The sequence below is a fragment of the Myroides sp. DF42-4-2 genome (assembly GCF_030326445.1).
In the GTDB taxonomy this organism is placed as follows: domain Bacteria; phylum Bacteroidota; class Bacteroidia; order Flavobacteriales; family Flavobacteriaceae; genus Flavobacterium.
This window is the reverse complement of the sequence record NZ_JACAKI010000001.1, coordinates 478456-496041: the sequence shown is the minus strand read 5'-3', so window position 1 is coordinate 496041 and position 17586 is coordinate 478456. Positions and strand designations below refer to the sequence as shown.

Annotated in this window: 15 protein-coding genes; all 15 read right to left on the bottom strand. The window is 38.8% G+C overall.

Annotation, left to right across the window (positions count from 1 at the left end):
* Window position 1: 1 nt before the first annotated feature.
* The 15 genes from tsaB to sov all read right to left on the bottom strand — a co-directional run bounded on the left by tsaB (window position 2) and on the right by sov (window position 17586).
* Window positions 2-679, bottom strand: a complete 678-nt coding sequence (gene tsaB, locus HX062_RS02185) for a tRNA (adenosine(37)-N6)-threonylcarbamoyltransferase complex dimerization subunit type 1 TsaB (protein ID WP_286466225.1) — start codon at window positions 677-679, stop codon at window positions 2-4.
* Entirely contained in the window at window positions 676-1926 is a 1251-nt protein-coding gene (locus tag HX062_RS02180) for an efflux RND transporter periplasmic adaptor subunit (RefSeq protein ID WP_182625565.1), read from the bottom strand. The genes tsaB and HX062_RS02180 overlap by 4 nt, the downstream gene beginning before the upstream one ends.
* A 3-nt stretch (window positions 1927-1929) precedes the next feature.
* Window positions 1930-3363 (bottom strand): TolC family protein, encoded by a 1434-nt coding sequence (locus HX062_RS02175; protein WP_182625564.1) that lies wholly within the window; start codon window positions 3361-3363, stop codon window positions 1930-1932.
* A gap of 101 nt (window positions 3364-3464) precedes the next feature.
* Entirely contained in the window at window positions 3465-3689 is a 225-nt protein-coding gene (locus HX062_RS02170; protein WP_286466222.1) for a CAMCR motif-containing small membrane protein, read from the bottom strand.
* A gap of 6 nt (window positions 3690-3695) precedes the next feature.
* On the bottom strand, window positions 3696-4241 hold the full coding sequence (locus HX062_RS02165) for a DUF420 domain-containing protein (protein ID WP_182625562.1): 546 nt from the start codon (window positions 4239-4241) through the stop codon (window positions 3696-3698).
* A 3-nt stretch (window positions 4242-4244) separates the two neighbouring features.
* Window positions 4245-4868 (bottom strand): SCO family protein, encoded by a 624-nt coding sequence (locus HX062_RS02160; protein ID WP_286466219.1) that lies wholly within the window; start codon window positions 4866-4868, stop codon window positions 4245-4247.
* A gap of 2 nt (window positions 4869-4870) precedes the next feature.
* Window positions 4871-5491 (bottom strand): hypothetical protein, encoded by a 621-nt coding sequence (locus HX062_RS02155; protein ID WP_286466331.1) that lies wholly within the window; start codon window positions 5489-5491, stop codon window positions 4871-4873.
* A 112-nt stretch (window positions 5492-5603) separates the two neighbouring features.
* The gene (locus HX062_RS02150; protein ID WP_182625560.1) at window positions 5604-5963 is read right to left on the bottom strand and encodes a cytochrome C oxidase subunit IV family protein; all 360 of its coding nucleotides are present in this window, start codon (window positions 5961-5963) and stop codon (window positions 5604-5606) included.
* 21 nt (window positions 5964-5984) lie between these two features.
* Window positions 5985-6959 (bottom strand): cytochrome c oxidase subunit 3, encoded by a 975-nt coding sequence (locus tag HX062_RS02145; RefSeq protein WP_182625559.1) that lies wholly within the window; start codon window positions 6957-6959, stop codon window positions 5985-5987.
* A 44-nt stretch (window positions 6960-7003) separates the two neighbouring features.
* On the bottom strand, window positions 7004-7588 hold the full coding sequence (locus tag HX062_RS02140) for a cytochrome c oxidase subunit 3 (protein WP_286466217.1): 585 nt from the start codon (window positions 7586-7588) through the stop codon (window positions 7004-7006).
* A gap of 15 nt (window positions 7589-7603) precedes the next feature.
* Window positions 7604-8506 carry a heme o synthase gene (gene cyoE / locus HX062_RS02135; protein ID WP_430530001.1) on the bottom strand — a complete coding sequence of 301 codons (903 nt, stop codon included), beginning with the start codon at window positions 8504-8506 and terminating at the stop codon, window positions 7604-7606.
* A 104-nt stretch (window positions 8507-8610) separates the two neighbouring features.
* A complete protein-coding gene (deoC, locus tag HX062_RS02130; protein WP_286466214.1) occupies window positions 8611-9357 on the bottom strand; it encodes a deoxyribose-phosphate aldolase in 747 nt (248 codons plus the stop codon).
* A 47-nt stretch (window positions 9358-9404) separates the two neighbouring features.
* On the bottom strand, window positions 9405-9740 hold the full coding sequence (locus HX062_RS02125) for a VanZ family protein (RefSeq protein ID WP_286466330.1): 336 nt from the start codon (window positions 9738-9740) through the stop codon (window positions 9405-9407).
* A gap of 40 nt (window positions 9741-9780) precedes the next feature.
* Entirely contained in the window at window positions 9781-10161 is a 381-nt protein-coding gene (gene gcvH, locus HX062_RS02120) for a glycine cleavage system protein GcvH (protein ID WP_286466212.1), read from the bottom strand.
* A 57-nt stretch (window positions 10162-10218) separates the two neighbouring features.
* Window positions 10219-17586 (bottom strand): T9SS outer membrane translocon Sov/SprA, encoded by a 7368-nt coding sequence (gene sov / locus HX062_RS02115; protein ID WP_286466211.1) that lies wholly within the window; start codon window positions 17584-17586, stop codon window positions 10219-10221.

Sequence of the window (17586 nt, the reverse complement as noted above, 5' to 3'; positions counted from 1 at the left end):
CTTATTTCTGTTTTTTCGCGGGCAAAACAAAATCTTTCAGATAATACGGCTCAAAATAAGCGACATCGACAAAATCTTGGTCGAGGTATTTTTGGTAACTCAAATCGACCATTTCTTTTGCTGAAGGGTAAACAACAGCTTCGCAAAAATGAAAATTCGGTGCTTGTAGTACTTCCGTACATTTCATTGCCCCATCACCGATGAAGTAAACAGGTGTATCACCTTTCAATTCGCCAAAAGAAGACTTATCAACCACTTTTGCTTCAATTGCCTTAACTAGGTTGCCGTCATGGGAGAACGTCGCGCAAAACACCTCCATTCGCCTTGCATCTATCATTGGAATAATCCATCCGCTTGTCACTTGCAATTGCTTGGCTAAAATTTGCAACGTATCTAGGGCAATCATCGGAATAGACAAGCCATAGCACAAACCTTTGACGGATGAAACCCCGATGCGCAATCCCGTATACGATCCAGGTCCTTGACTCACGGCAATCGCCGATAGGTCCTTCATTTGAAACCCGTTTTCTTTCAACAGAGCTTCAATAAATACATGTAATTTTTCGGCATGCGAAAAATGCTCTTCTGCTATTTCTTTAACACCAACTGGCGTACCGTCTACAGACAAAGAGACGGAACAATTTTTCGTTGCTGTCTCTATATTCAATAGTACAATCATTCTTTTGTTTCTTCTTTCTTAATTTTATCGTTGTGCTTCAGCGTTTTACTTACTACAGAATAAGGCCCTGTGATAATGACATCTCCTTTTTTCAACCCTTGCACAATTTCAATATTTTTATCGTCTTGGATTCCGGTTTTCACAAAGCGCAATTTGGCAACACCTGCTGACTCCACAAACACGGCTTCTCTGAGCACCTCAGTTGATTGCACAACGGTGTTGCTTGTTTCGCCTACCAGCGTATCACTTGGCGTTCGCATGACTAATGCACTAATTGGCGCTGCGATTACCTTGTTCTTTTGATTGGTAACAATATCCACTGCTGCTGTCATCCCCGGACGAAATGGCGAATAGTCTTCCATTTTTCCATCGAGTAAATCTTCATATGACTCGCGTAGAATTTTGATTTTGACTTTAAACGTCGTCACTTGATCCGCAGACAAGGTTTGATTAGATGCAGAGTTGGAAATACTAGTCACCACCCCTTTAAATTCTTTCTTCAAAAAAGCATCGACATTGATGTTCGTTTGATCCCCTACTTTGACTTTGACAATGTCGTTTTCGTTGATGTTTACTTCCACCTCCATGCTGTTCAAATTCGCAACGCGCAACAATTCTGTTCCCGCCATCTGCTGTGTTCCTAGTACGCGCTCTCCTAGTTCGACATCCACGCGAGAAATCGTACCTGAACTTGGCGCGTAAATTGTAGTTTTCAACAAATTTACTTTTGCTTCTTCCACAGCTGCTCTTGAACTTTCTACGTTGTAATAAGCCGAATTCTTACTGGCTTTTGCCACTTCATATGACCGAACGACTTGATCCCACTCAGACCCTGAAATAACGCCTTTTTCAAAAAGGGTTTTATTTCGCGCATACAGCGCTTTGGTCTCTTTCAATTGGGCTTCTGCTTGTTCTAGACCAGCCTTACTAGTTGACAACATCGCTACCATACGATCCAAATTAGATTCATATAAATTGGGATTAATCACCACGAGTAAATCGCCTTTGTTGACAACCTGTCCTTCTTTGACTGGCAAATTTATGATTTCTCCAGATACTTCTGGTGTTATTTTAATCTCAATTTCTGGCTGAATTTTTCCCGTACCCGAAACGGTCTCCACCAAGTTAATCTGATCGACCGTTGTCAGTTCAACAACTGTAGCATCATCCTTACCTGTAAAAAACTTCAGCACAATAAAGATCCCAACTACAAGTGCTAAAACGATAAATATGTATTTTTTTTTCATAACTTAATTACTTTTAAACAACGGTACGCCAAAGTAGTATTCTAATATTCTATTTTTAAAAATGTAATCGTACTTTGCTTTGAGCAAATTAGATTGTGCCGTTACATATAAATTTTGATTTTGATTCAGTTCGAAGATATTGATCAAGCCCACAGCATACCGTTCTCTAGCGTACTCCAGTGATTTTTCACGCGATTCCAAGGTTACAACACTTGCTTCATAGGACTGAAAGGAACTTTTGGTATCGGTATAGGCTTTGAAAACCAGTTGTTCCAATTTGAGCTCTTCGGCTTCTTTTTCATACTGCATTTGCTCCAATGCCAATTGATTGAGTTTCACAGTTTTTCTCGCCTTCATCCCATTGAAAATAGGAATACTTAGGCTCAAGCCAAAGGTAGAATTTTTGTTGTGATCCAATTGACTAAAAAACGATTCTGGTCCGCCGTACACTGTCATTTGTCCTTCTCGCATTACACGTTGACCTGATCCTTCTACGAAGCCCACCTGATCCAAGCGACCTGTAGCTACACTGCCCACAATTCGATCTTGGTAGCGAACATTAGACCCAAAGTTGTAAAACCCCGTCAGCTTAGGGTAATAAGCTCCTTTGCTGATTTGAACGTTTTTCTCTGCTAGTGCAACATTGACTTCGGCTGTTTTGATGTTGGTTAAAGATTCAAAGGCACGCAAGGTAATATCTTCTGGCGTATACATCATCAATTCGGATTCGTTGATTGGATAATCCGAATCGATTACATCAAAGTTCGCGTAGTCTCGAATTTGCAACAGTTGGGCTAAATTGAGTTTGGCAATGATCAGCTCATTTTCAGCACTGATTAGCCGTTGGGTAGACGAAGCTACAGTAGCCTTGACATCCAACAAATCCCCGGCTGGTACAACACCTGCAGCCACCAACTCTTGCACGCGGGTCTCTTCGGCTTTATCGTAGTCTAATTGGGCTTGATTGGTGTAAACCAACTCTTTATTGAAAATAATTTGCAAGTAGGAATTAATTACAGATAAGGCGATGTCTTCCTTGACCTTTTGAACACTGTAGATGGAAGCTAGGTGTTCCAATCGCGCTTTTGCTAATTTTTTTTGCTTCTGTAATCCGTCAACAATGTCAATGCCAATATTCAGCCCAACGGTAGTTTCTTGTAGGGTACGTTGACTGATGATTCCCGATTGTACGTCAGCCTGATCGATCAAAGTCCAGGAGTGATTGCTGTTAGCGCTGACAACCGGAAGGAAATCGTATTTCGCTAAATCGAGATTCACACTTTTGTTTTGTTCGTTAATTTCGATTTGCTTTACGCTAATGTTGTGGTCAATGGCATGTTGAATACAAGCATCCAACGTCCATTTTTTATCCTGTGCCTCGACAGACAAGTTCAGCATAAAAAACAAAAGAGAACCGTAAATTTTTATTGACTTCATTGCAAGTTAATTATATAAACCATAAGACGTATAGTTGGCCTTTATGTTACATTAAAGGTAATAAAAAAACCGCCTGTGTAGGCGGTTTGCTATATTGAATCCTATTTAGTTTTCTGTTTTTTATAGATTTTGTAGCTAAAGTACAAAGCAAATCCAACGAGTAAATAGGGAAATATCATCAAGTACACAATACCGTTATTTACGGCTTCTGCTTTTACTCCACCGTCTTCAGTTTCGAGAACTGCTCTACACATGGCACATTGTGCTGTTGCAGTTTGAACGGAAGCGAGCATAAAGAATGCAAGTAATAGTCCAATTTTTTTCATTGTCGTTTAGTTTACGTAGTATGGAGAAATCATCAAATACACAATCACCCCTGTTACAGCGACATACAACCACATGGGGTAGGTAATACGTGCAAGTTTCTTGTGGCGTTGGTAAGAACCCGATATACCACGTACAAACGTAACGAGAACAAAGGGGATAATAATAATCGACAGCAATATATGGCTAATCAAGATAAAGAAGTACGCGTAACGCATCCATCCTTCTCCTCCGTATTTGGTTTCGATAGAGGTCATGTGGTAGGCAACATACATAGCTAAGAAAGCGATAGAACACCCAATACACAATTTAATTAAACGCTCGTGTAGCGTTTTATTTCCTTTTTTGATAGCAGCTACTGCCCAAACCAATAAAACTGCTGTAATGCCGTTAATTGTAGCGTATATAGGGGGTAAAAAACTCAATGGTTGAACATCATAGCCTAACTTTTGCAAATTCACTCCAAACAAAATGGCCACTACGATTGGAATTGCGATAGATAAGATCCAAATCCACTTTGTGTATTTCTGCTCTAATTCTTTGTAATTTTCCATGTCTTATTCTGCTAACAATAATTTAATATCTTCTTTAATCCATTGCACCCCCTCATCTGAAGTTCCGTCATAGTACAAGATTGGGTTGCCATATTGGTCGGCGCGACAGCGAATATTTCCTTCTTTGTCAATTAAAGCAAAGAGTCCTGAATGTTCAAATCCTCCAGGCGCATCAGGATTTACTCCCGTATACAAGTTGAATTTAGCGGCTAAGTCGTAAATGTACTTTGCGTCACCTGTCAACATATTCCAATGCGGAATCTTCACACCCAATTCATCTGCATGAGCTTTTAATGCTTCCACAGTATCATTTTTGGGATCAATCGTAATTGAAGCAATACCGAAGTCCATATGAGGACGGAAAGCATCTTGTAACTTCAACATATTTTGATTCATAATAGGACAAATAGTTGGACAGTTGGCAAAGAAAAACTCAACCACGTAAACCTTTCCTTTATAGCTTGAATTGTCAATTGTTTTATTGTTTTGGTTCACTAGCTCAAAACTAGGGGCTTGTCCAATAACAACTAAGTCGGATTTTTGGAATTTCTGAATGATTTTAGGCACTGCCCAAATACCAAAAACCAGTACTACTAAAGAAATCCATATATATGATTTATCTTTCATTTCTATTCTTCTTGATTAATGCGTTTATATCTTTTTAGTGCTAATCTGTATTCCGCTAAAATTACTTTCATATCATCCATCATATCGTTGTGTAACTCAGCAGCCGAAATAGTAGAATAGCCCTCTTTATATTCGGTTTCACCAGCTTTGTTTTTTCCTTTACGACCGCGAAGGTTTCTATCTTTATCAATGATATATACATTGATACTCGCTAAATCGTCATCTAGCTTACCAACGAGCCCGAGGCTATTGTAGAACGATTGGATTTCTGCGGGTTCTAGGAATAGGTAGTTCCAGTTGGACATATCCGAAATAGGACTCAAATCGTCAACGACTTTTTTAGCTTCGGCTTCTGAGCCTTTTGGCAGTACCATGACTAATTGAAAATCGTCAAAGTCTTTATAGCGGTTGTATATTTTTTGGTTTAGATTAAAGGCATCACCGCGGTCACGGTAAAGATGTCCTCCAGGAAACCCTAGCACAGTAATACGCCCTCCTAAAACGGGTTGCTTTCCAAGTGAAGTTTCACCTATAGGCAATTCATTGACATTTTCGCTGATGATTGGTAATCGTTGAAATTGATTAACGCCGGTAGCGAAAAAAAGGTATGCACAGATCGGCATGACAAAGAGCAAAACGAGTATGATATATTTTTTCACTTTACAATAAATTAAATAGCTAGACAAAAATAAAAAAAGGCGGTTAATAAACCGCCTTTTAAATTATAATAACTTATTAAAATATCCACTTATATTGTGCGTTTTGGAATACTTCATAAACATAATCTCCTTCAATCAAAACCAAAGTAATTAAATAAACACATAAGAAGCTTAAAACTCCTGCTACGGTCCATCTAAATGCTTTTTTCTCTTGTTCCAAGTGCATGAATGCCCACATGATATAATAGGCTTTCCAGATTGTTAAAATAATGAAGATATAATTTAACAAACTCAATCCAAAGATGTGCACGTGATGAATGCTTTCTGGTTTAAAAATCCCGAGAACAACCTCTACGATTGTAATAGCGGATAAGATAAAGAATACTGTCCAGATTCTCTTTGCACCTGAGTGATGTGCTGTTGTTTCTGCTGCCATATCAAATATTATTTTATATCATTAAACTAAATAGAAGAATGTAAATACGAACACCCATACTAAATCTACGAAGTGCCAATATAATCCTCCTTTTTCAACCATTTCGTATGACCCTCTTCGGTCGTAAGTTCCCAACAATACATTAAAGAAAATAATGATATTAATCAAGATACCTGTACAAACGTGGAATCCGTGGAAACCAGTAATAAAGAAGAAGAAATCAGCGAATGTTTTATGTCCGTATTCGTTGCGGATTAAGTTTGCACCTTCAACAACTAAGACTGCATCTTTCAAACGCTCAACAGAAGCTTCTCTAGTAAGAATTTCTTTGTGTTTTGTTTCTGTTGTTTTTTGTGTACGGATTCTAATATTTGGATTTGCGTCAAAACCAGCTTGAACTTCAGCTAACGAATAGGTCGATTGACTAGGTCCGTTTACGAACCATGTTGCTTTTGCTCTTGTTAAGGTAGCTTCACCTCTATTTGGATCTACTATAGCGAAATCAGCTAATGCAATTTGCTTTCCATCTTCTCCAACGAATTGTAAGATTGATCCTCCTCTAGTTTCTACAGCGCCATATGTTCCTGTGATAAAGTTTTTCCACTCCCAAGCTTGTGATCCAACGAACACTAAACCACCTAAGATTGTTAAAAACATATACGTTGCCACCTTTTTTCTCTTCATTTGATGACCAGCATCAACGGCTAACACCATAGTTACCGATGAGAAAATAAGAATAAAGGTCATTAAGGCCACATAGTACATTGGTGCATCTACACCATGTAAGAAAGGAAAGTGATTGAACACCTCGTCTGCAATCGGCCAAGTATCAACAAACTTGTATCTTGTAAAACCGTATCCTACAAGGAATCCACAAAATGTTAATGAATCTGATAATATGAAGTACCACATCATCATTTTACCGTAGCTTACGTTTAGAGGCCCTCTTGCATCGCCTCTTACTTCAGTAGCTTCTGTAGTAACTGTCGCTCCCATAAAAAGTTATTAGTTATAAAGTTCCCAAATTTAATTTAAATTTTCTATTTAAAGAATGTAAAAAACAAAAACAAGTACACCCAAAGCAAATCTAAGAAATGCCAAAACCATGCACATAGCTGTAATCCAACGAATTGCTCAGCATTATACTTTTGTTTAAAATGATTATAAATTACTACTAGTAAAGAAATCATCCCTCCAAACAAGTGTGCAATATGCACAATTACAATGACATATAAAAATGATGTTGTAATAGTACTCTCACTTCCTGTAAAGAAGTAGCCTTCGTTAATTACTTGTCCAAATCCTTTGAATTGCAAAAAAACGAATAAGAGACCTAAAATCAAAGTAGAAATTAAATAAATCGTACTTTTTTTCGTCTCTCCGTCTTTAGTTGCTTTCAAAGCGAGATGCATTGTTAAGCTACTGATAACAATAGCAACGGTACTAATTGTAAAGTCAACGGGCAAAACGAAGTCTGCCAACCAATCAGGTCTAGATTTACTTACTACGTAAGCACTTGTCAATCCAGCAAACACCATGGCAATACTCCCAATGGCGAACAAGAGCATTACTTTTAATGCTTTGCCTTTTTTCTCATACTGTTCTTGCGCTATACTATTTTCCATATTCATTTGTATAAACTATCGTAAAATTTTATCTAACACGTAAATAATCTGAATTAACGAGATGTAGGTCACACTTACTAGCATTAATCTACGAGCGGCTTTATCAGTTCTTTGCTTATAGAGTTTTACAGCTGCTGTAAGCATCCAAATACCAGCGAGCAACACCAAACCAGCTGCGATCGGCGTTAAGTATAGGCGTCCTGTCACGTTAAACACTGGGAAGATGGAAACGATGATCAACCAAATGGTATATAAGATAATTTGCGTAAGTGTTTTATTGTCTTTTTTTCCTGTTGGTAACATCGAGAATCCCCCTCGATTATAGTCATCATACAAGAACCATCCGATTGCCCAGAAATGTGGAAATTGCCAGAAAAATTGGATTAAAAATAAGGTTCCTGCTTCGATACCGAAATTATTTGTTTCCGCTACCCATCCCAACATAAAAGGAATTGCCCCTGGAAAAGCACCGACAAATACCGATAAAGGCGTGATGGTTTTCAGTGGCGTATAAACACTTGTATATAAAAAGATAGAGATTGCGCCAAACATGGCCGTTTTGGGGTTAATAGCATATAAGATTGCAATTCCCAAAAGCGTGAGCACCACTGCTAGAATAAAAGCGGGTGTTGGCTTAACACGACCTGAAGCGATCGGTCTGTTGGCCGTGCGGTTCATTTTTGCATCTAAGTCGCGTTCAATGATTTGATTGTACACGTTTGATGCTCCAACCATACAATATCCCCCTATTGCTAGAGCGAGAATGGTCATATAATTGATGCTTCTAATATCCGGAACTGCTAAAACATAACCTGCCAAAGTGGAAAACACTACGCTCAGGGCAAGTCCCATCTTAGTCATTTCTTTAAATTCCTTAAGGATAGAAACCGATTGTTTATTTTCAGAAGAAATATTCAAAGCTGTTTTCATTTGTTTTTAATGAGTTGCAAATATAATCCAATTTTTAGAACTACACCTATAAACATCTGTTAGAGCTTTGAATATTCACTTATTTTAATCTTTTAGTAATTTTCAGTACTTCCCGTCCCCTCAACAATAACTTTTGCAGCAGAAGTTCCCAATCTTTTAACGCCTAAAGTGATCATTTCAATAGCCGTTTCACGATCTCTAATACCTCCAGCAGCTTTTACAGGTAGTGGGCCTGCGTTTTCGAGCATAAGAACCAAGGTATCCATAGTTGCACCGTTGGGTTTACCGCCCTCTGTTTTGAAAAAACCAGTAGATGATTTAACGAATACTTTGTCGTAATCTGTTTCTTTGCAATTGCTCAACACTACATTTTTGATCAGCGTCGTCAATTTAATGATATCAGTGTGGGACAAGGCGGCGACTTCAATAATCCATTTCACCACTTTTCCAGCTTGTAAACCATACGTTGTACACGCTTTAACCTCTTCCTTCACTTGATCGATTAAACCGTTTTGAAAAGCCTTATAATCCACAACAAAGTCCAATTCATCTGCGCCATCAGCAACCGCTTGTTTTGCCTCAGCTAACTTTGCTTCTAATCCTCCGTCACCTAAAGGAAAGTCGATAACTGTACCTATTAAAACACTGGCGTTGTGCTGATCAACTAATGCTCTACCCTCTTTTACTTCTTCTGGTCGAATCATCGCCAATTTAAAATGCTCGTCGATGGCTTCTTGAATCAGTTGGGTTACTACTCTTTTATTCTCCACTTCAGACAAACCCGCTTGTTCTGCAGTTTTCAAATACGTAGAATCCATAAATTCTCTCAAATCTCTCATAGTTGTAAGTACTTTATATTAATAAAAAAAGCCCCAATACTGGGGCTCTATTTTTTTTTATGCGTTGTTATAAATAAACCAAATATAATTCCTACTGCGCTTCCTAAAGAATTCGCAAAAAAATCTGCCCATTCAGCACTTCTAGAACTGGTGAAATAGTATTGACATAACTCGATACACCCACCGAAGAACGTTGCAATAGTAAAGATAACTATTCCTATTCTTCTTTTTGTCCTTCTATCTGTATTTTTTTTACTGTGAAATAAAAACCAGATCAGTGAAAAAACAAAATAAAAGGCGCAATGCGCAATTTTATCTCTATTTGGAATATTGAAAAAGCTCGTTTTAGGGATAGTGCTTGCTTCTGCTAGACATGCATACACAATGAAACACGTCCACAACAGACCGGCAACAAAGTATACCTTACGCGCCAATTAATTCTTTATATTCAGCGTCTGTCAACAAAGTATCTACTTCGCTTGAATCAGCAATTTTAATTTTAATCATCCATCCAGCTCCATAAGGATCTTGGTTAACTAATTCTGGCTCTGTTTCTAACCCTTCATTGAACTCAATTACTTCTCCTGATAAAGGCAAAAATAAATCAGATACTGTTTTTACAGCCTCAACTGTACCAAACACTTCGTCTTTATCTAACGTTTGATCTAACGTTTCTACTTCAACATATACGATGTCGCCTAACTCTCTTTGAGCGAAATCTGTAATACCTACTGTAGCAATATCACCTTCGATAGCTACCCACTCGTGGTCTTTTGTGTACTTTAAATTAGCTGGTAAATTCATTTTGTAATATTTTTTAGCAAATGTATAATAATCTTATAGATTTCGAAACAAATTCAACTAATTTCCAAAACTATATCGCATAGTCAGTCCCGTGCGAATATTTGTTATAGGGTACATAGTTGAAATAACTGCTTTAGAAAACGAGTGATCGTAGAAGAAAATGGCGGTTAGATTTTTGCTCAGCATATAATCTGCTGTAATCAAAAGCTTCCACATATTTTGTCCTCCACCCACTTGGTTGTTGTTGTAATCTAAATAACGTACGATTGTCTCTCTTTGGCTTAGAGTTAAATCAACTTTAACATTGATATCACTCTCAATACGCCCACCCATTCCATTGTTAGCATACATCGAGTTGAAGCCGACATTTTTAATGCGGTACCCCAATCCGATCACGTAATCGTGTCCTGTAGTCTCCGTTAAGAGGTTGTTGTCGAAACTCAATGCTAAGGTACGGTCTCTTCGGATTTCTGCCAAAATTTTAATTGCCGATTTGGTCTCTAAATCAAAGCGGATTAACGGATTAAATTGCTCAGTTAAAATTGCGTTATTAACGACCGTTTCAGCTGGATAATTTCCGTATTGATTAATCTCATCTGGATTAGCCTGATATTCAAAGTTAGAGGTAAATGATCCCAAAGCATAGGTAGCCGTATAGCCATGGTGTAAGGAGAATCTTCTAAATTTATCTTTAATCCAAGGAATGCGCATTAATCCCGTATAGCGCATATTCCAGTTTGGCAATGGAATATCTCTAAACATACTCGTAGAAACTTTACCAGCGCCTTGACCGGTATAAGCGGCTAAGAAAGAAGGTAACAACACTTCTTGATTTCCTTTGCCATATCCAATTGGGAAACCATCCTTATCTAAGTTGTTTGGATCGTTGATATCTATTCCTCTAGCTGTAGCTAAACGATTTGCGATTATCAAACGGTTTTCTTTCATCTCTTCAAAAGCTGCTGAATACTCAAGGGAATTACTAGAGAATGCACTAGCTAACATAATGGTTGACACACTGAAATTCCCATAATTATATGGCGATTGCGATTGGTATTCACGGTCAACTACCTGGAATTGCTCTGTGTAGTTTTCGGACTTCATTCGCCTTCCTGTCACGTCGATTGTTAAATCTGGAATAGGGCTTACACTTGCAGTAAAATTCAACATTTTATTTGTCACTTGTGTAAACTCTTGGTTGAACTCTGGAAAATCGGTCAAATAACCACTATTTGCTGCACGGTACCTCACGTCTGCTTGATCTCCAAAAACAAATCCCATCGTTGGCTTGGCAGTTCCAAAGAACCCAACACTTGGCATATAACCTGGTAAAACAGTACTGCTATTTTCGGAATAGTTAATCTGAATCGTTTTTACGGAAGTTAACAAACCGATAGCAAAATCTTTCCATGCCGTTCCTGCTCCTTCTTTTTCATCCCCTTTGGTTTGTACCACTTTTTGCCCCGGCACAATCGCTGCTTTTTTCGCAGGTGAACGCTTGGCTTTATTGGTCTTTACTAAACCAACGTAGCGATACAAAGTTTCCATGCTAAAGGTAGTATTCAACTGTTGGTTGCGCGAGTTCTGAATAGTATTTCCTAGCCCGTATTCAATTCCGTCAAATTCAATATGACTAAAAGCATCAGAAGCGCGTTGCCAGTTGTATGTTCCTGTATACGCATAGGTAGAACGAACAAAAGACAAGAATGGAATCTTATTCAATGGCAAATCATAGTTCAACGTCAATTGTTGCGTGAACTGATTCGGTTCTCCTGTATTAAAATAGTCATCCCAAATGGTGCTACTTTCAATAATATTATACTGACTATCGTAGTAATTTCGAACGATATTATTACTTCCTCCTACATAATTTAAACGCAGTGATTTGGTCAAATCGAAATTGAATCCATAGTTGTAATTGAAGTAATAGTTACGTCTATACAAGGGATCTAAACCAATTCCTTCCACGTCAATTAAGCGGAATTGTTGTCTATTGTACTGACGCATAATATTACTGCTAAACATGATGTTAGAAGGCATATAATTGAAATTAAAATCCTTCAATACTTGCCAATATCTTCCCTTCATAAAGTTTACTTTTTTGAAAGGTTCTATTGGTTTTGCTTCAAAACTATAGGCATAATCTACTGATGAACGCGTTTGCTGATCAATCATAGATTCCACTTCAAAATCGTGGTGAACCACTTCATTATAGGAATGTGAGAGGGTGATATTTTCAATATCATAGACTCTCTTTTTACTTTCTGGGTTTTTCTGTTTATTCACCCCAATGAAGTTAATGCTTCTGCGTTTGGTATAATCCGTTGCGCGTTTTTCAATTTCTTCAGCCATAGCGGAAGATGGGGAAACTGACTTCATCGTTTTCAGCTTAACATCTGGATTAGCTGGATCAAACTCAGGCGTAATAAACTCCTCACTAATAGCGTAATTAAACGGCAAATTGATTCTCCAATCTTTCGGGAGTAATTGCCCCAAATTCATATTGGTTACAATACTATAGGATTTAAAATCTTCTTTACTTCTTTGGTTTGGTCCTTGTTCTAATCCACCAAATCCGATGGTTCGCTTTGTTCCTGTTGCCGAAATATTGGCGAAGTCTGCTAAGTTTGCATCCATACTCAAGGTAGCTGCCCATCCGCCTTGATTGTCCATATCGGACATTCTTAACTCATCAAACCAAAACTCACCAGCTAAATCTCCCGTTGCTCCATAGCGATCCAGGTCATTGCGCAAACCGATCATGATTACTCGTACATTTCCGAGATTTGGATTTCCTTTTATTCCGTAGCGCAACTTATTTGGTCGCGAAGCTCCACTCGACAATTCATCTTCTTCTTTAAAGAAAATATCCGTTAAGCGTTCTTGTTTTCCAACTTCATTCATAAAGAGAACTTTCAACTTAGTTAAGAGTTCTAACTGCAGTTCCAATTCATTCGCTTCTGGCCAAATCAAATCGGGATTTGCCTCACCTAGATTGGTTACTTTCAATGGGATTTCCACTTGATAGAAGTTATCCGTAATATCTGTTCCTAAACGAATAAAGGCAACCATTTCATCATCACGTAAACGCACAGCGCTATTTTCAAGTGCTTCTGCGTGAATAAACATGCGCAACTTATTATAGCGACGAAGGTCCAAATTAAAGTTTTTATACACTCCTCTTGAATCACCTGGGGCTAATCCATCTGGAGTTTTTCCTGCTTCTACAGGATATACTTTTAAAGATAGCGATTGCTCATTTTGTGCTACAATGGTATTATTAACATAATACTGTTCGCGTTTTACTCCTGGTGGTACTACGTAAGGAATAGGTTTTCTGTCGTAATTGTCTTGCACCCCAACAGAGGTAACATCAAAACCTGTATTAGCTTGTAAAGGCAAAGGGTTGTTGTCTTTGTCATTTTGTAAGCTTGCATTATATCTTCTCCAATCTGAACGCACTAAATCCAAACTTCCAAAACGCAAGGTAATATCGCTTTCAAATCCCGTTAAATACATACGCATAAAACGCATGGATCGAAAGTCGTCAATCATTCCTATTTTCTTTCCATTTTCGTCAATTGGCACTTTATATTGGACCCAACGAACTGGGGTCACAGATCCGTCAGCTAATTGAGCGGTTGTATTTCTAATATCAGTTACATAATTTTCACCAACTTCTGGATTGGCTTTAATTTTTACGGCGTATTCAAAATAAGCATCAATAGTATTCATGGTGTTGTCACCATCAATATCTTCAGCATCGGGTTGATTATTTCCACCTCTAGTTCCAGAGACAGGTGAGTTTCCTTCTAACCCGTTATAATCTTTATATCGTTCTAAGATTCCTCCTTCTGCATCCAAGTAGTGTACAAAATTGTCTGCAGCGGGATCAGGGAACCCTGCAAAGTCTTTGAATTTAATTTTCTCTTCTTCGTCATTCAATCCGTCCAATCCAACATCTTGAAGGCGTCGACTTTCGGAATTTACGTCAAATGCATAAATTAGCGAAGGAGCTGCAGGCACTTTACCCCAAATTGTTTCAATGGTTGCTACTGTACTTCCTACTCCTGGCAAACCATTTTCATACTGTTTATATCCATCGCGCAAAATATCTTCCGAAATGAATCCGAAGTTCAAGCGCAATTCTCCATCATTTCGATCTGGCATCACGTCATTGGCTCTACCTACATAAGGATCGAGGATCCAAAATTCAACAAATTCAATATTTGCCTGTTCAAAGTTCGTCGTTGCCAATCCGCGCATTACCCCTCCCCAGTTTTTGCGTGGAGTAGTTGATTTACTGCTATTGAGATAGGTTGGATTAAAGTTATATGGACCGCGTTCTGCAGGATAATAAGTCATATCCAAGGTCGTGATCACCCTACTTTCTCCATAGGCAATATCTTTTGTAGCGAATAACTCTTCGCTATAGATTCTTCTAGTTCTGTTAGATGACATATCGCGTTCACCAACTCCGGTAGGTTTTGCTCCCACATAAAAAGTTGGATCAATGGTGTACCACGATAATTTTCCGCGACGGAACCCATCTTCTATAGACTGTGGCAACTGATTTGGATCTTCATAAGTGTCGCTATCTTTTTTAAAGAAGCCCACAGGTGTACTCGATAATTTCCAAGCCAAAGGAGAGCGAATATCGATGCGAGATTGAGCGCCTTCAAAGTCGTCAATATACGCGGTTGCTTCTCCATTCATTTGGTCATTTTTCGACGTTCCTGGTTGTAAATACGCAAATTCTCCTCTCAATGACACTCTCGATTCAACATCAGTATCAATATTGGGTAATTTATTTACTAGTCGAGTCAAGAAGGGAACTTCTGTCGAATATTGTGTGTTGAATCCCCATATCGTATTATTCACAGATTCTTGTCCATACATCGATTTGTGCGTCATTGGCTTTTCAGACAAGCGCAAAAACGTACCGCCAATTTTAAAATCTTTGTTGAATTGGTGATCGACATTCAATCCAAAAAAGCGTTTCGTTTGTTGGCCAAACATGGTGTTATTCTCAACAGAAATATTAATTGGTGTATTAGATGCCAATAGGGCTTCATCTAAAATCATCACGCGACCACCGGTATAGTCAACGGTATAGTCAACGCCTTCTGACAAAATTCGACCACCGGCATTAACCACTACAGATCCCGGGGCAATATTAAATGCTCCAATAGGAATTCCTTGTCCGCTAACGCTTGAGTACTTCCCTTTTAATTGGAACTTGTTTTTGCTACTTTGGTTGCGTATTGCCGATGATTTAGTATTGGCATACAATTCGCGGAATACGTATTTCTTTTGATTGGAGTTATAAGAGGCAGACACTTCATAATCTTCATCTACCTTATTTTTTAATTTATCAAACAAATGCGAACCGAAAGGCTCAACAGTAGTAAAGATAATCCGCCCGTTCACGGCATCAATAGTAATTCCATCAAAGGAGTTGCTGTTGTACTGATTTCGATTGGAGTTATTGCCATAGCCCCCTCCATAAGAGTTATTCCCACCATAGCCACCGCTGTTGTTCGTGCCAAAACTACCTGTTGATGGGTCTAATCCATTAGTTGCACTTCCTTGTGGCAAGTAATCGAAAAATCCATCTCCTCCGTTCTGTGGGTTGTTGGATGAGTCTAAGCGATCGAGGTGAAACACTTTCAATAACGGTGTACGATCGACTCCTTCTGGCAATGGAACATCCCCCGCCTGACTGATGTAGTTCAGCGGACTCGGATCTGTATACAATAAATTAAAGCGAAACTTGTCTTGAGAGATATTCATCGCATTGGGAATTTGGTAAATGTTTTTCATCATCAAATTCCAAACAGGTGCACTCGTTAAAGTCAAGGAGCTCTTCAACATTTTCACGACCAAAGCTTGCGCTAAAGGCACCTGTGCCTCTGGGTCTGTTTGCCCTGGAATACTTGTTTGCTCATTTGAACTACCTCCATCGGTTCCAAATTCACCTACTTGATATACTTTATCTCCAATGGTATATTGGAAGGCAACTGCTAATATTTCATCGTTGGACAACCGTTGTTGAAGGGAGATATAACCCAATTGCGGGTGGAAGGTAAATTCATTAGGACTCAATTTTCTCGCACTTTCCAAACGGGCATAATCCAATCCTTCCTGTACGTTATTGGTAAACCCGCTTCCACCAATCCCCGATGTTCGAATGGAAGGTGTCAGATAGTTACTGCCAATTTTTCCAGGGTCGTATTGGTTATTTTTGTTATCTACGGGAGCATCAATAGTTTTGTTCAACACAAATGCTGCAGGATCCACGCGAGGCGAGAAGATATTTTCCGGTTTAACATTGCGCAAAAAACCTTCCCCTAAATCTTGAATCGCCACGATATTTCTCAAGTTATTGTTAGTTTGATTCACGCGATTGTAGCGATTGGTCACCCAGACTTCAACGCGGGTAATACGCACACGTGAGTTGATATAAGGGTAGTTTTTTAGGGCTTCGTCATACTTACTTCTAAAGTATTGAGAGAGGAAGAAGTGGCGATCTTCATCGTAATCTAAGGCGTACAATTCAAAATCCTCCAACATTCCACCACCTTCTGCATTGACGGACGTAGTTTGAGATTTTTGCTCAGAAAATACCCCAGTAATGGTTGTTTTTCCGAATTTCAATTCTGTTTTCACCCCAAATAAGCTTTGCGCTCCTCGAATAAGAGAACCGCTTATTGGCATACTGACGTTACCTACTTCTACTTTTTGTACAATATCATCTTCATCTGGGCTATATTCTAGCTTCATGATGTTTTGAAAATCGAAACTCGCTTGGGTATCGTAATTGGCATTCACCGCCAATCGCGTACCAACCATCCCTTGTAACCCCATACTAATTCGCTGATCGAAGTCGAAAGTCGTAGACTTTCTATTTCGGCTGGACATTAATGGGTTTTCCTGCTTCGTATGGCGAATTCCCATGTCAAACTCAACCGATCCCGAAGGTCTAACATCGATTTCATTCGATCCAAAAATGCCAGAAAATAGTTTGGAGTTGACGTAGTAACGCGGCAACATATCGCGTTGGGCCTGCGGATCATCTAAAGTTCCATTAACGGCGTTGAATTTAAGGGCAAAATAGCGACGCATTTCGGCGCGCATTAATATCTTTTCGTATTCTGCACGGGTGAGAATAAGAGGTAAACTCAAATTGAAATCACTCACCACTTTCGAATAGTAATATTGATCCGTTAGTGGATCATAGCGATAAGATTCCTTGATAATTTCTGGATCTGGCAGTTCGATATTGCCAAAATCATAAGCGGGTTGAGGCAGAGAATCGTTTGCTTGATCCAATACCACAGGTTGTGCAAGTCCAGGTAAGACTCCACACAAAATAAAAAGTAAACAGAAAGCCAGCTTACGGTGAAAAACTAAGAAACCTCCCAA